Annotated in this window: 15 protein-coding genes; all 15 read right to left on the bottom strand. The window is 30.7% G+C overall.

What is annotated here, in order from left to right:
• Nucleotides 1-8: 8 nt before the first annotated feature.
• The 15 genes from pstA to CKL_RS06580 all read right to left on the bottom strand — a co-directional run bounded on the left by pstA (nucleotide 9) and on the right by CKL_RS06580 (nucleotide 15,477).
• Nucleotides 9-896: a phosphate ABC transporter permease PstA gene (gene pstA / locus CKL_RS06650; RefSeq protein WP_012101739.1), complete on the bottom strand. Its 888-nt coding sequence runs from the start codon at nucleotides 894-896 to the stop codon at nucleotides 9-11.
• Entirely contained in the window at nucleotides 893-1,798 is a 906-nt protein-coding gene (gene pstC / locus CKL_RS06645) for a phosphate ABC transporter permease subunit PstC (RefSeq protein WP_012101738.1), read from the bottom strand. The genes pstA and pstC overlap by 4 nt, the downstream gene beginning before the upstream one ends.
• Before the next feature lie 97 nt (nucleotides 1,799-1,895).
• Complete coding sequence (locus tag CKL_RS06640; RefSeq protein WP_012101737.1) at nucleotides 1,896-2,783, bottom strand: phosphate ABC transporter substrate-binding protein; 888 nt, start codon at nucleotides 2,781-2,783, stop codon at nucleotides 1,896-1,898.
• A gap of 168 nt (nucleotides 2,784-2,951) precedes the next feature.
• The gene (gene pnpS, locus CKL_RS06635; RefSeq protein WP_012101736.1) at nucleotides 2,952-4,679 is read right to left on the bottom strand and encodes a two-component system histidine kinase PnpS; all 1,728 of its coding nucleotides are present in this window, start codon (nucleotides 4,677-4,679) and stop codon (nucleotides 2,952-2,954) included.
• A gap of 9 nt (nucleotides 4,680-4,688) precedes the next feature.
• A complete protein-coding gene (locus tag CKL_RS06630; RefSeq protein ID WP_012101735.1) occupies nucleotides 4,689-5,384 on the bottom strand; it encodes a response regulator transcription factor in 696 nt (231 codons plus the stop codon).
• Between the two features lie 58 nt (nucleotides 5,385-5,442).
• Nucleotides 5,443-6,171: a peptidoglycan editing factor PgeF gene (gene pgeF, locus CKL_RS06625; protein ID WP_012101734.1), complete on the bottom strand. Its 729-nt coding sequence runs from the start codon at nucleotides 6,169-6,171 to the stop codon at nucleotides 5,443-5,445.
• Between the two features lie 151 nt (nucleotides 6,172-6,322).
• Nucleotides 6,323-6,778, bottom strand: a complete 456-nt coding sequence (gene nrdR, locus CKL_RS06620; protein ID WP_012101733.1) for a transcriptional regulator NrdR — start codon at nucleotides 6,776-6,778, stop codon at nucleotides 6,323-6,325.
• A 71-nt stretch (nucleotides 6,779-6,849) separates the two neighbouring features.
• The gene (locus CKL_RS06615; protein WP_012101732.1) at nucleotides 6,850-7,119 is read right to left on the bottom strand and encodes a YlmC/YmxH family sporulation protein; all 270 of its coding nucleotides are present in this window, start codon (nucleotides 7,117-7,119) and stop codon (nucleotides 6,850-6,852) included.
• Nucleotides 7,120-7,174: 55 nt separating this feature from the next.
• On the bottom strand, nucleotides 7,175-7,948 hold the full coding sequence (gene sigG, locus CKL_RS06610) for an RNA polymerase sporulation sigma factor SigG (protein WP_012101731.1): 774 nt from the start codon (nucleotides 7,946-7,948) through the stop codon (nucleotides 7,175-7,177).
• 73 nt (nucleotides 7,949-8,021) lie between these two features.
• Complete coding sequence (sigE, locus tag CKL_RS06605) at nucleotides 8,022-8,729, bottom strand: RNA polymerase sporulation sigma factor SigE (RefSeq protein ID WP_012101730.1); 708 nt, start codon at nucleotides 8,727-8,729, stop codon at nucleotides 8,022-8,024.
• 29 nt (nucleotides 8,730-8,758) lie between these two features.
• Nucleotides 8,759-9,556 carry a sigma-E processing peptidase SpoIIGA gene (gene spoIIGA / locus CKL_RS06600; protein ID WP_012101729.1) on the bottom strand — a complete coding sequence of 266 codons (798 nt, stop codon included), beginning with the start codon at nucleotides 9,554-9,556 and terminating at the stop codon, nucleotides 8,759-8,761.
• A 280-nt stretch (nucleotides 9,557-9,836) separates the two neighbouring features.
• Nucleotides 9,837-10,955 (bottom strand): cell division protein FtsZ, encoded by a 1,119-nt coding sequence (gene ftsZ / locus CKL_RS06595; RefSeq protein ID WP_012101728.1) that lies wholly within the window; start codon nucleotides 10,953-10,955, stop codon nucleotides 9,837-9,839.
• Between the two features lie 19 nt (nucleotides 10,956-10,974).
• Nucleotides 10,975-12,243, bottom strand: a complete 1,269-nt coding sequence (ftsA, locus tag CKL_RS06590; RefSeq protein ID WP_012101727.1) for a cell division protein FtsA — start codon at nucleotides 12,241-12,243, stop codon at nucleotides 10,975-10,977.
• A 744-nt stretch (nucleotides 12,244-12,987) separates the two neighbouring features.
• Nucleotides 12,988-14,262, bottom strand: coding sequence for a glycosyltransferase family 2 protein (locus tag CKL_RS06585; protein WP_012101726.1), 1,275 nt, complete (start codon nucleotides 14,260-14,262; stop codon nucleotides 12,988-12,990).
• A 159-nt stretch (nucleotides 14,263-14,421) separates the two neighbouring features.
• The gene (locus CKL_RS06580; RefSeq protein WP_012101725.1) at nucleotides 14,422-15,477 is read right to left on the bottom strand and encodes a type IV pilus twitching motility protein PilT; all 1,056 of its coding nucleotides are present in this window, start codon (nucleotides 15,475-15,477) and stop codon (nucleotides 14,422-14,424) included.
• Nucleotides 15,478-15,573 lie beyond the last annotated feature (96 nt).

Below are 15,573 nucleotides of genomic sequence, written 5' to 3'. Positions count from 1 at the left end.
TCTCCCCCTTATTTCTTACCTGTATATGATTCATATATTTTTCTACCTAATACCCTGGCTATAAGATTAAAAAGCAGTACCATAATTACTAAAACTGCAGACGCCTTATTGGCTATCTGGGCCGCATCAGGTACCATTCCCTCAGAATTTAATTTCCATATATATACCGCTAAAGTTTCTGCAGGTCTCATTATACTAAAGGAAGACCCCCTATCAATTAAACTCATATAGGAAAAATTCAATTTAGGTGCACTCATACCCGCCGTGTATAAAAGAGCCGCAGCTTCTCCAAATATTCTGCCTGCAGCAAGTATTATGCCTGTAGATATCTGTGGTATAGCCGATGGAAGAATCACTTTGCTTATGGTCTGCCATTTGGTGGCTCCAAGACCTAAACTGGCTTCCCTTACAGGTGCAGCAGCTGCAGTTATGGCATTTTCACTTACTCTGGTTAAAGCAGGTAAATTCAATACAGATATGGCAAAGGCTCCTGATAAAAGAGTAAAACCCCAATTTGTCATGTTTACAAATATTAAAAGGCCAAACAATCCAACTACAATAGAAGGTAATGATGCCATGGTCTCTATACATAATCTTACTATATTTAAAAATATCCCTTCTTTTGCATATTGGGATAAATATATCCCCGCCCCTATGCCAAAAGGAACACTTATAAGCAGTGCCACTATTAACATATAAAAAGAATTAAATAACTGAGGGGCTATACCACCTCCTGATTCCCCAAATTTGGCTTCTCCAAATAAAAAAGACGGTTCTAAAAATCCCATGCCTTTAACTAGTATATATCCTATTAAAAGTACCAAAATGAGTACTATAAAAACAGTCAATCCATAAAAAACTCCAGTCCATAACTTATCTCTCATTTTAGCATTCATCTTTTAACCTCACTCCTTTTTCCAATGGCCTTTATTATTAAAATAAATACAAAAGAAATTATTAAAAGAAACAATGCCAGAGACCATAGTGCATCATTCCATGCAGTCCCAGACACTGTATTTCCCATATCCATGGTTAAAATACTAGTCATAGTAGATGTAGGACTTAAAAGACCACTCGGAAATTTTATGGTATTTCCTATTACCATTTGTACTGCCAAAGCTTCTCCGAAAGCTCTAGCGAGTCCTAATACCACTCCTGTAAGTATGCCATTTTTAGCAGAGGGAACTATTACTTTACTTATGGTCTGCCATCTGGTTGCCCCTAATCCATAAGATGCCTCCATGTAACTTTTTGGAATAGTTTTTACTGCATCTGCAGATATACTGGATATGGTAGGTAGTATCATTATACTTAGAACCAATATACCTGCTATTAAACTAAAGCCAATTCCATGAAAACTGTTCTTTAAAAATGGTATAAGTACGCTAAATCCTATCCATCCATATACTACAGAGGGTATACCTACAAATAATTCCAGCGAAGGCTGCAATATTTTAGAACCTATCCTAGGAGATATGTAATGCATAAATACAGCAAGGGCTATACTTATGGGAGCACTTATTATAACCGCCCCTAAAGAAACAAAGGTAGACCCTGCAAAAAATATAAGTGCTCCAAGCTTTGGAGCATTGCCGTCTGGTGCCCATTTAGAACTAAATAAAAATTCCCATAGAGGATATCCCCTTTTTACAAAAGTGGCCATACCTTTTGAAGTTATAAAAAATATTATACTTAAAGTAAGAACTATAATCATAGCTCCACAAAATGTAGCAAAAAATCTGCCTATATATTCTGTTTTTAGTTTATACCATAATGACTTTTTTTCTATATTTGTCATCTTTGATAACCCAACTGATTTTTTTTCCATATTTACCGACCTCAAAATTTTATTTTATAAATAACTGGCTGTTTAAACAGCCAGCTAAAAATAATTTCTATTTCATATCACTCATAGGGATATATCCAAGCTTCTTTATGGTTTCTTTATTTTCATCACTTAATACATAATCTATATATGCTTTTGTCACACCTTCAGCTTCTCTCTTTGTATACATATGTTCATGAGACCAAAATGGATATTTACCTGAAATTATATTTTCTGAACTAGCTTCAACATCTTCTATTTTTAAAGCTTTAACATTGTCCTTAACTGCATCTGTTAAATAAGATAGTGCTAAATAGCTTATAGATCCTTCTGTGGTCTTAATTGCATTTTCAACATTTCCATTGGAGTCTTGTGTTGTTCCAAGTCCTTCTTTTTCCTCTTTTCCACCCATTACAGTATCTTTAAATGTAGCTCTGGTGCCTGATGACTTAGTCCTGTTTATAACATTTATTTTCATATCACTTCCGCCTAAGTCCTTCCAATTAGTGACTTCTCCTGTAAATATCTTCTGTATCTGTTCTTTAGTCAGAGAATCAACTCCTACATTAGGATTTACTACTACTGCAAAGCCTATAGCACAAACTTTATGATCTACCAGCTGCTTTGCTTGATCTGCATCCAGCTTGGATTCTGCAGTTACATCAGAATTTCCTATATTTGCCGTACCCTGCAGTGCCAAATTTAATCCTGTACCGCTTCCTCCTCCCTGGACATTAACAGTTACCTTTGGATTTTTTTCTGAAAATGTTTTACCTATTTGTTCTGCCAGTGGCTGAAGCGCAGTAGAACCTGCCAAAGTTATTGAACCGGATAATTCCTGATTACTGCTCTTATCTCCCTCTTCCGTACTATTATTTCCTCCACAGCCTGTGAATATTCCCATAGTCAGTACAATAGCCATAGTTGCTAAAAAACCTCTTCGTATTCTTATATTCATAATAATATAGACCTCCTTAAGATTTAACCTCATATAAAAAAACAACTTCAATTTCCACAGTACTTATAATATTCCACTAAAGTTAATCCTTTATTATAGCTATGTTAATTAAAATTAACATCCAATATTTTTAAATATATCAGATGTTAACCTAATCTATATAATTATTCAATTATCATATCTATGCTTATTATTAATATCTATAGGTATTCTAACTGTGAATTTACTGCCCTTGCCAATCTCACTGTTTAATTCTATAGTGCCACTAAATTTTAAAGTTATATGTTTTACTATAGCAAGGCCGAGCCCTGTCCCTCCCTGACTTCTGGATCTTGCTTTATCAACTCTATAAAATCTCTCAAATAATCTTTCCTGATGCTCTTTAGAGATACCTACTCCATTATCTTCTACCCATATTAAACAGTCATTCTCCTGAAATGCTGTACCAACTTTAACCCATCCTCCATTATTGGTATATTTTATTGCATTGTCCACTAAGTTTATAACCATCTGTTTAAACCTGTCTGCATCCCCCCATATATCAGGCATTTCACAGCTTATTTTCTTGATTTTTATATGCTTTTTATCTGCAAAAGGTTTCATCATATAACATACATCATCTATTATTCCATTTATATCTATAAACTCTATTTTATCCATTTCATTACTTTCTATATGAGAAAGTGTAAGTATATCATTTATCAGCCGTGTAAGACGCTCTGCTTCATCATCTATTATGTTTAAAAATTTATTTCTATTTTCTACATCTTCCACATATTTTAGAGTTTCTGCAAATCCCTTTATGGATGTAAGGGGAGTTTTTAGTTCATGAGAAACATTGGCTACAAATTGTGATCTCATATTTTCTAGTCTTTTTATATCCGTTATATCCTGAACTACCGCCACTATACCTATTTTTTCATTACTATTTATAATATAATCTGTCTTTATTCTTAAATCCCTTTCTTTAGGTCTTAATATTCTAATCTCTTTATATTCCTTCTTTACGCTTTTAAATATATCTTCCAATTCAAAATCTCTTATACTGTCCATTAAATTTTCCCCTATTACATCTTTTGAAATTCCAAATATTTTTTTTGCATAGGGATTTATCATTATAATTTTATAACTGGTATCCACTGCTATCACTCCATTATCCATACTTTTTAGTATAGCTTCCAGTTTATTTGTTTTATCTATGGAGTCCTTTAAGGTATTTTCCAGTTTATCCGCCATGTGATTAAAAGTTTTACTAAGCCTTCCTATTTCATCTTTAGAATTAATTATAACCCTTTTATTTAAGTTGCCACTAGCTATACTAAAAGTAGTATATTGAAGTTTTTTCAAAGGTCTTACTATTGATTTTGAAAGTTTTGAAGCAAAGATTAAAGATATTAATATTGAAAAGGACATTATAAACATATAATATCTTAAATAATTATTCTCAAATCCTTTTATTGTCTGCATAGTTAATGAGCTTCGTATTACATATCCATTCTCAAAGACAGTAGCAAAATATAATGTTTTTTTATGGGTGGTATCACTTATTCTGATATCATATCCTGTTCCATACTTCCTAGCTTCTTGTACTTCTTTTCTCCAATTATGATTACTCATGGTGTACTCCTCTGCCATGGAGTCTCCAAGAACTTTTCCATTCTTATCTATAAGAGTTACCCTCATAATTTCATTTGAAAAGATTTTTTTAAGAAAACTGCTTTTATCCTCTATTTTTTCATTGTTTATTATATTCATTATGATTTCATTGTTTAATTTTAAAGTATCTTTCATATTTTTTATATATTCGCGATTTTCAATCAGTATAAATAGCAACGTAGCTATTATCATACTAAATATAAGGGTAGATACCATAGATAACATTAATTTTTTTTTCATTTTATCCCGTTACTCTTTCCAGTTAAATCTATAGCCAATTCCACGTATGGTTTCAATATATTTAGGTTTTTTATCGCAGCTTTCTATCTTCTGTCTTATGTGCCTTATATGAACATCTACAGTTCTAGTTTCCCCTACATATTCATATCCCCATATCTTATCAAGCAGAAAATCTCTGGTCATAACTCTGCCTTTATTTTTTATAAGCATCTGGAGAAGTTCAAATTCCTTAAGTGTCAATTCTACTTTTTCTCCATTTTTAAGCACTTCATGTCTGTCAAAATCTATACTTATGTCTCCAAACACATAGTACTTATCTAAAGTTTTTATAGCAGTTCTTCTTAGTATAGCTTTCACCCTAGCCAATAATTCTCTTACAGAAAAAGGTTTTGTAATATAGTCATCCGCCCCAAGTTCCAATCCCAGAACCTTGTCAAATTCTTCTCCTCTGGCAGTTATCATCATTATAGGAGTAGAGGCTATCGACTCGTCTTTTCTTATTTCTTTGCATACATCATACCCGTCCATTCCCGGAAGCATGACATCAAGCAAAATAAGTTTTGGTCTTTCCTCCTTTGCTATTTTTAGTGCTTCCATTCCTTCTGAAGCTATGATAGTTTTATATCCATTATTTTCAAGATTGAATTTAATAAGTTCACATATATGCTCTTCATCATCTACTATTAATATTTTTTCTTTTGACATAAATCGCACCCCTTTTATACAATTCACAATTCACAGTTGACAATTCATAGTTCACAATTCACGATTCACAATTTACAGGAGAATTGAGATAAATAAAAGAAAAAAGTCTTCCCTGATATTTATTTTTTCTGTAAGAATACAGATCATATTCTGTGTTACAAGAAGTACAAATATCCAGGGAATTTATATTCTCATCCCGTACTCCACTATCTTTTAACTGGTATAAAATGCATTCTTTTAAACTCAGATTCCGTCCTTCAAATATATATTTATCTTTATAAAAAGTTGAATTTTTAAACTCATTTATTACCTCTTCCCCCACCTCATAACAAGAGCTGCATATATGTGGTCCTATACATGCTGATATATTGAAAGGATTACTTTTAAAATCCTTTTGAAGTTTTTCTATGGTCTTTAAAACAATACAGGATAAAGTGCCTCTCCACCCACTATGAACTGCCGCTATAACTTTTTCTTTTCTATCGTATAAAAGCACAGGAGCACAATCTGCATTAAATACTCCTACAGCCTCATAGGGTACATTTGTAATTATTCCATCTGCATCTTCTAGATTGCCCTTATAAATTATACTGTCGCATCCATGAACTTGATTTAAATATCCTATATTTTTTAGATTGAACCAACCTTTCAAATTATTAATATTTTTTCTCCCCATGTCTTCTAGCTTGTTAAAATTCAAGTTATTTTTAGCCGTTGAAAATACCGCTGATGCCCCTGGAAAATTTATCTTTATAAACTCATACCCTTCAATTAAAATTCTCTCCATATTATCCTCCATATTTTTAGCTTTATAATGAACTTTATTTAAATATATTTTAACATTCTTTATCAAACAATAGCAGTATATATATTTTTTTAACTTTGATTTAACAAATCGGGGGTAAAAAAAAATAAGTGGTGAATATCTATTGACCACTTTATCTATTAGAAATTAAATTTTTTATCTCTTCCATAAAAGTATTTATATCTTTAAATTGCCTATATACAGATGCAAACCTCACATAAGATACTTCATCTACTTTTTTTAAACTTTCCATAATCATTTCCCCTATATCAGAGGAATTTATTTCTGTGAGTACACTGTTACTTATTTTCTTCTCCACCTCATCTGCTATTTCTTCAATCTGTTTTCTTGAAACAGGTCTCTTCTGACAGGCTTTCATAAGTCCATTTAATATTTTTGTCCTATCGAAATACTCCCTACTCATATTTTTCTTTATGACAAGCAGGGGAACATTTTCAATTTTTTCATAGGTTGTATACCTTTTATTACATTTTAAACACTCTCTTCTTCTTCTTATAGCCATTTTGTCATCTGTAGCTCTGGAATCCACCACCTTACTTTCTCCATATCCACAATAAGGGCATTTCAATTTTATTCACGTCCTTTTTAATATAGTATATAAATAATTATACACCTTTAGAACGAAAATTCTACTAATTATTACTTTTTATCCGATATATTTTCTCCATCTACCAAAATTACATCCACCCCTATTTTTCTCACATTATCCCAGGGTACCTCCAAATCTTCATTTTTGTTAAAAAAAGATACTTTACCTGTTTGGGAAGGTAGAATAATAGATATTATCCTATGTTCCTTGCAATTTACTTTTAAATCTTTTATAAATCCCAACTTTATTCCCGTATTTATATCTATAACTTCCATATCTCTTAAATTAGTTAAAGAAAATAAATCTTTTTGTAATTCCATATATGTAATCCCTCCATCTTTTTATTAATATAAACCAAACAATAAATTCAAAATTTTATACATACTTTCTCATGTGCCTTAATGCAGTTTTTTCTAATCTTGAAACTTGCGCCTGTGATATTCCTATTTCATGTGCTACTTCCATTTGAGTTCTTCCATCGAAAAATCTTAAGTTAAGTATTAATTTTTCTCTATCGTTTAATTTTTTCATTGCCTCTTTTATAGATATATTTTCAAGCCAATTCTCATCAACATTTTTTGTATCACTTATTTGATCCATTACATAAATTGCATCCCCACCATCGTGATATATAGGTTCAAATAAAGATACAGGATCCTGAATTGCATCCAGTGCAAATACTACTTCTTCCCTTGGCAATTCCAGTTCTTTAGCTATTTGTGATATAGTAGGTTCTTTATTATTTTCCCTTATTAATTTATCCCTAACCTGCAGTGCTTTATATGCAATATCTCTAAGAGAACGACTCACTCTTATTGAATTGTTATCTCTTAAATATCTTCTTATCTCTCCTATAATCATAGGTACTGCATAAGTGGAAAATTTAACATTCTGACTTAAATCAAAATTGTCAATAGCCTTTATAAGCCCTATACATCCTACTTGAAATAGATCATCTACGTTTTCTCCTCTGTTATTAAATCTCTGTATTACACTTAACACCAATCTTAAATTGCCTTTTATAAATTTTTCTCTAGCATCATTATCTCCCTGCTGCATTTTTATTAAGAGTTCCTTCATTTCTTTTTCTTTTAGAACTGGCAATTTTGATGTATTTACGCCACAAATTTCAACCTTATTAATTATCATGTAATCAGCCCCTTTAGAATATATAGCATTTTAAGTATTTACTAAGACGCTGAATTTTATACTAAAGACAAACTTATAACATTTTATTTATTTCTTTTCTTAGTCTTCTTATTATTCTCTTCTCAAGCCTAGAAATATAGGATTGGGATATACCAAGCAAGTCCGCAACTTCCTTCTGAGTTTTTTCTTTTTTACCATTTAACCCAAATCTTAAATTAACTATTTCTTTTTCTCTGTCACTTAATTTTTTCATGGCAATTACCAAAAGCTGCTTATCCACTTCATCTTCTATAAAGCTATACACCACATCATTATCTGTTCCTAAAATATCAGACAACAATAATTCATTTCCATCCCAGTCTACATTTAAAGGTTCATAAAAAGAAATTTCTGCCTTTACCTTACTATTTCTTCTTAAATACATAAGTATTTCATTTTCTATACATCTTGAAGCGTATGTAGCTAATTTTATCTTTTTTTCAGGATTGAAGGTATTTACTGCCTTTATAAGTCCTATGGTTCCTACAGATACTAAATCTTCTACATTTACTCCTGTGTTTTCAAATTTCCTAGCTATATAAACTACTAATCTTAAATTTCTTTCTATAAGGGTTGCTCTTACTTTTTCATTTCCTGAAACTAATCTAGATACTAAATCCTCTTCCTCCTTTTTGCTAAGGGGAGGAGGTAGTACATCATTTCCCCCTATATAGTATATATTCCTTATGGCAAATTTAAATTTTGTTAGTATTCTGTTTAATAATATTTTTAACTTAAGCATAATTACCCTCCACTATCAATTGTTTTTACTTATATTACTCCTCTAGATAAAAGAGCATGATAATCATCAAGCTGACTTAACTTATCCTGACAAAGAGCAATTATAACCTCCCTATATTTTACCTCTTTTCCAAAATTTATTTTTATTATATCCGGTTTAAATCCCAGAAGTTTCCCACTGGAACCATTTATAACCCTATAGGGTATATAAAATTTCCCAAACTCTTCTAAGTTCACACTATCAAACACAGATTTTTCAACTATCACTACAGGTAGGTTGGTAGCAGGCTCTCTTAATTCATTTCCCGTATCTAAGAAAGCTTTTACTTTTTTTTCTTTATCTTTAAATATAATATCTACTTCGTAAACTAGGGTAAACAGGTCTTTTCTATCCTTAATATAAATTACTAATCTATCGATAGTTATATAACATATCATAAGTGAAATAAAGAGCCATTGATATGGAAAATTAGTTATCATAGCACTATTTACATATGAATATCTATTATATTGAATAAACATACATATCCCTGCTAAAAGCATAGAGTATAGTATAAATACACATAAAATTTTAAAGTCAGTTATAATACCTTTATTACCGAAAGAAATATAGACCAATACCACTGCCACTACTAATTTAAAATAAACTGTGGAAAAAATACTCAAACAAGGATAAATTAATGTAATTGTATATATACTTCCTATAAAGGCTCCTAAAAAAATGCGCTTAAAATTTATTACTAATTTCAAAGTCCTTCCCGTAATATATAACAGAAAAAAATTCACTATTAAATTTATTAAAATTAATAAATCTAAAAATACAACCAATTATTGTTCACCTCCAGCCATAACTTATTAATATCTATTTATATTATATACTTATGAATTTGAAAATTTTGTCATTTTGGAATTGTATATAATATTTTTATTTTCTATATTATGCCAATAATTTTCCTTTTATTCTTAACAATTTCTTTCCCTTTAATAACTTTTTAGTGATTATGGATTATTGTTGATTTTTAATATAAGAAGAATTTGTGGAAATGGTGAAGCATGCAGAAAAAATAAAAAATCCACATATGGCATCTAATTGCCATATGTGGATTTTTTATTTTTTCTGCCTTCTTAAAAAAGCAGGTATTTCTAAATCATTTTCATTAAACTTTTCATATTCCACAGAAGCAGCAGCTTCATTTTTACTATTGATTATATTATTGGATTGAGATTTTTTAATATCCTTTTTTACAGTTAAATCTTCTTTAATTTGATCTTTTTCAGCTTCAAAACCTGTAGCTATAACTGTAATTCTTATTTCATCCTTTATATTTTCATCTATAACAGCTCCAAATATTATATTGGCATCAGGATCTGCAGCCTCTTGAACTATTTCTGCTGCTTCATTTATTTCCAGCAGCCCAAGATCTTGTCCACCAGTTATATTAAGAAGAACTCCTGTAGCTCCTACTATAGAAGTTTCAAGCAGAGGACTGGATATAGCCTGTTTGGCAGCATCTTGTGCTCTATTATCTCCATTTCCTTTCCCTACCCCCATGTGAGCAAGACCTTTATCTATCATAATTGTCCTTACATCTGCAAAATCTAAATTTACAAGACCAGGTATGGTTATTAAATCTGATATACCTTGTACACCTTGCCTTAATATATCATCTGCGAATCTAAAAGATTCCATTAAAGTTGTCTTTTTATCTACTACAGAAAGAAGTCTTTCATTTGGAATTGTAACTAAGGTATCTACCTTATCCTTTAAATTTTTTATGCCCATTTCTGCATGCAGCATCCTTTTCCTGCCCTCGAAAGGGAAAGGCTTTGTAACTACTCCTACTGTGAGTATTCCCATGGATTTAGCAATTTCTGCAATTATAGGTGCCGCCCCAGTTCCAGTTCCGCCTCCCATTCCTGCTGTAATAAATACCATGTCTGCCCCTTTTATAGCTTGTGTTATCTCATCCTTATTTTCCTCTGCAGCTTTTTGTCCTATTTCAGGATTTGCTCCTGCTCCAAGTCCTTTAGTAAGCTTATCTCCTATTTGTATTTTTTGTGACGCCTGTGAAAGCATTAATGCCTGTTTATCTGTATTTATAGCTATAAACTCAACATTTTTTAATCCTTCTTTTATCATTCTATTTACTGCATTATTTCCCCCGCCGCCACATCCTATTACTTTTATCTGTGCAAATTGCTGAACATCTACATCAAAATCTAACACAATACCTAAACCTCCCTTATTAAAAAAAGTCCGTAAAAAATTCTTTTATTTTTGTTACAAACCCCATATGTTTATCCTTATCATTCTTCTTTCCTAATCCCACAGCTATTTCCTCATAACTAGTTACATCTTCATTTTTATTTGTTGTAGTATCTATATTTTTATATTTTATTGAATTAGAAACATCCTTTACTATACCAACTGCTGTAACATACAGCGGACTTGAGGCCCCTATATATTTCGTAGTTCCAATCCTCATAAATTTTTCTAACAGATTTTTGCCAAAATCTTCTATGCCCTTTATTGTAGCTATACCTCCTCCTACTAAAACTATACCTGAAAGCTTATCATAATATTCAGAAACTCTTATTTCCTTGTCTATTATAGAGAATAATTCTTCAACCCTAGCTTCCATAATCTGAACTAAAATATCATAATCAACTTTAACCTTATTATAATCCGCATTAACCTCTATTTTTAAGCTTTTCTTCCCTGGATCCGCACTTACACTTCCATATTTTATTTTAAGTTTTTCTGCCTCTGAAAAAGGAAGCTTAAGACATACTGCAATATCATTTGTTATAATGCTTCCACCTAAAGCTATAGTACTTATACTTCTTAAAATTCCTCCTTCATATATATAAATATTTATAGACTCTGAACCCACGTCTACAAGAGCTACTCCCCTTTGAATCTCCTCTTCTTTTAATACTACTTGGGATATAGCTATAGGTTGAAATACTATTCCAAGCACCTTTATTCCTGCCTTATTTACACTTTTAAAAATATTATTTATTATAGTTGAACGAGCCAGTATTATCTGGGCATCCACTTCCAGTCTAAGTCCATTCATACCAATAGGGTCTTTTATATTATCATAGCCGTCAATTATGTACTGCTCAGGTATTACCCCTATAACTTCTTTGTCGTTTGGAATAGTAATAATTTTAGCTGCTTTTAAAACTCTTTTAACATCATTATACCTTATTTCACGATCTTCTGACGATACAGCAATTACCCCTTTATTCCAGATAAGTTCACTTATTCCTCCAGGCAAAGATATATATGCTTCATTTATTTTAATATCTATCATTCTCTCTAATGAACTTATACAATTTTTTATAGATTCAGAGGTTTTATCTATATCCACAACTATTCCTTTCTTCACACCATTACAGCCTGAAGAAGTTATCCCTAATATTTGCATCCTTCCGTTTCTTTCCACTTTTCCTGCTGCAGCACAAATATTGGATGAACCTATATCTATTCCAATTATATATCCACTCATAAAGTATGTCCCCCTTTTTTTCATAAACAGACTTTTCGGATTTAAGTGGATTTTTACCACTTATCATTAATTTATCCAGAAACATCCATCCATTACTAATACCTCCAGATTATTTAAAATGAAGAATAATCACTACTGTGTTTCCAGATAAGTTTTTCTAAAATTCATGCGGAGAAAACTATTTATCATAGCAAATTCCATATGAATATTAAAATTATTTGATATATCAAAAACACTACTTAATTCAAATCTTAGGACAATTTAATCTCCATATAAATTATTACTAGCAACTTAGTTTACTTCACTCCTAATAATAAAGTTATATATTATTACCTATAATTGAATTAACTAAAGTATTAAATTATCAACTATAGAATAAAGGAAACCGTCAAAAATATATATTCAACAAAAAAGCTAAATTTCCTCTTATATTTTATCACATTTTAATAAAATCTCAAATACAGTTAAATAATACAGATTGGAATTAAATTCATATTCATCCAAAACATAGTCTATTTTCCTCTTCAAACTCTACTTCATTTACACTTCATTAATTTTTTTAAATATAATTTCATAGTAATTTCATATAAAATATTAAATTTATTCATAGTAATGTTATTTTATTGGAATATATTTATAATATCAAACTAATTATATTATGATATATCCCAAATTAACCCTAATATATATTTAAGGGAAAAAACCTACAGTTTTTTCCCTTAAATCAAAATTATATTTATAGCCTTAATTAACTTTCTCTAATTCTTTTATTTTTATACTTCGGCTGTGGGTAGTGTGACTCCATTCTTTATCATTTTTATTTATAATACCCTGCACCGAAATTGGAAACCACGTAATTGCATAAATAGGATAAATTATGTAGTAAAAAAATATTTTTAAATCTAATTTTTTTTCTAAAACCAACATAAATGGAGTATATATAAATTGTAATATTGAAAGTAACACCGCTGATATTGTAAGCAGATTAAAATTCACTGAATATACCACTGTATTAAAATTGGATATTAGGTGGTATGTTCTCATGAGATATTGAACTCCTCCACTTACAACAGATAATCCTATGAGTACAGTTATTATAGGTTGAATACTGTATAGAGCACAGTCAAAGAGAACAAAATCAAAAGTTTTTATTGATTTTTTTATAAGTTTAAAAAAATATCTGCTTGATACATCTGCAAATCCTTGCATCCATCTTTTACGCTGTTTCCATGATTGAAAAAGTGTAAGAGGCTTTTCATCGTATATTATAGCATTATGAGCCCATCCTATTTTATATCCATATAAAACCAACTTACAGGTAAATTCTAAATCTTCCGTAAGACAAGTTGCACCCCATCCTAATTTCTGTAAAATATCTGTATTTATACAAAAACCAGTTCCACCTAACTGGGTTGATAATCCCAAATTACTTCTAGCTAGTTGAAACATTCTATTACAGGTCCAAAATGCTATGGAATAGCTTCCTGTTATCCATGTATCATAAGGATTTTTACTATCTAAATATCCTTGGACAACTTTATATCCCCTAGAAAGCTGTTTATTCATCTCCTTTAAAAAATTTTTATGTACAAGATTATCCGCATCAAATATAGCAATTGCATCATATTTTCTTTTCATGTTAAAAATTTTTCGAAACATCCATTCCAGTGCATATCCTTTACCTCTTTTACTGCCATCAACTCTTTCATACACTATAGCACCTTTTTCTCTAGCTTTTATTGCAGTCTTATCCGTACAGTTATCTGCAATGACAAAAACATCATATAATTCTTTAGGATATTCAAGTCCATTTAGGCTTTCTAAAATATCCTTAATTACAATTTCTTCATTATGAGCAGCTACAATTAATGCAAAACTATTCTTAGGCTCTACCTCTTGTTCATCCCTTCTCTTCCATATTCCAAAAAACGATATACACAGATAATATATTGATATTATATAGACCATGTAAGTCAAAACACGAGAGGCATTAAGAATTATTTCTTTAAATATGCTCAATTTAATCCCCCCTAATTCAAGGTTATTTTAGCATAAATAAGAATTAATTACTATAGCAATTCTCTTAATCATGTAAAATATTTTACATGATTAAGAGAATTGCAAAACAGCTTTATATAAAAATAAAACTTTTCAGTTTTATTTTTTATTATACCCTTTTTATAAAGACATCATTCGAGTAAGTATATTGCGATCGATAGAATAGGCAAGAGCAGATTCATAAGTTATATATCCCTTTCTATAAAGTTCTGCTAAAGACATATCCATTGTTTTCATTCCATATTTTATACCCGTTTGCATAGAAGATTCTATTTGGTGAGTCTTGCCTTCCCTTATCATGTTTTTAATAGCCTCTGTGGCAATCATAATTTCAAGTGCAGCTATTCTTCCATCTCCATTTGACTTTGATAAAAGCTGCTGAGATACTATTCCTTTTATTACCGCAGATAACTGTATTTTTATTTGCTGTTGTTGATGAGGTGGAAATACATCTATAATTCTATCTATAGTTTGAGCTGCACCTACAGTATGTAAAGTAGAAAGTACCAGATGGCCAGTTTCAGCAGCAGTAAGTGCAATAGATATTGTCTCTAAATCTCTCATTTCTCCAACTAAAATCACATCAGGATCTTCTCTTAATACCGCTTTTAAAGCATTAGCATAACTTAAAGAATCCTTACCTATTTCCCTTTGACTTATTAAAGACTTATTATGCTTATGTAAATATTCTATAGGATCTTCAAGGGTTATTATATGAGCTGCTCTATTAGAATTTATTTCATTTATCATAGCTGCTAGGGTTGTACTTTTTCCACAGCCGGTAGGACCTGTTACTAAATTTAATCCTCTCTTATGGCTTAATAATTCTTTTATCACTGGAGGAAAATTAAGTTCATTTAAAGTAGGTACCTTCAATCCTACAACTCTTACTGCAATAGCACTACTCCCTCTTTGTTTAAATACATTTACTCTGAATCTTCCAAGTCCTGCTACAGAAAAAGATATATCAATTTCACCAATTCTCATATACTTTTCATAATCTTCCTCTAATATTTCTCTACTAAATTTATCTGTATCTGATGGTTGTAATTTTTCCTTTCCCAATTTTTTAAGTTTTCCATTTATTCTCATAGCAGGAGGCGCCCCCACTGTGAGATGTAAATCTGATGCATTTTCTTCTATAGTTTTTTCCAATAAATTTTTTAGTGATACCACTTTAGGTTCCCCTTTCACACACATTTGCTATTTACACCATTAATGTATAAAAATAAGACTCATAACAGCTACTTCTACACTATGAAATTGATTAAA

This window comes from Clostridium kluyveri DSM 555 (assembly GCF_000016505.1).
In the GTDB taxonomy this organism is placed as follows: Bacteria; Bacillota; Clostridia; order Clostridiales; family Clostridiaceae; genus Clostridium_B; species Clostridium_B kluyveri.
Note: the sequence above shows the minus strand (reverse complement) of the source record. Positions and strands in the feature narration are given on the sequence as shown.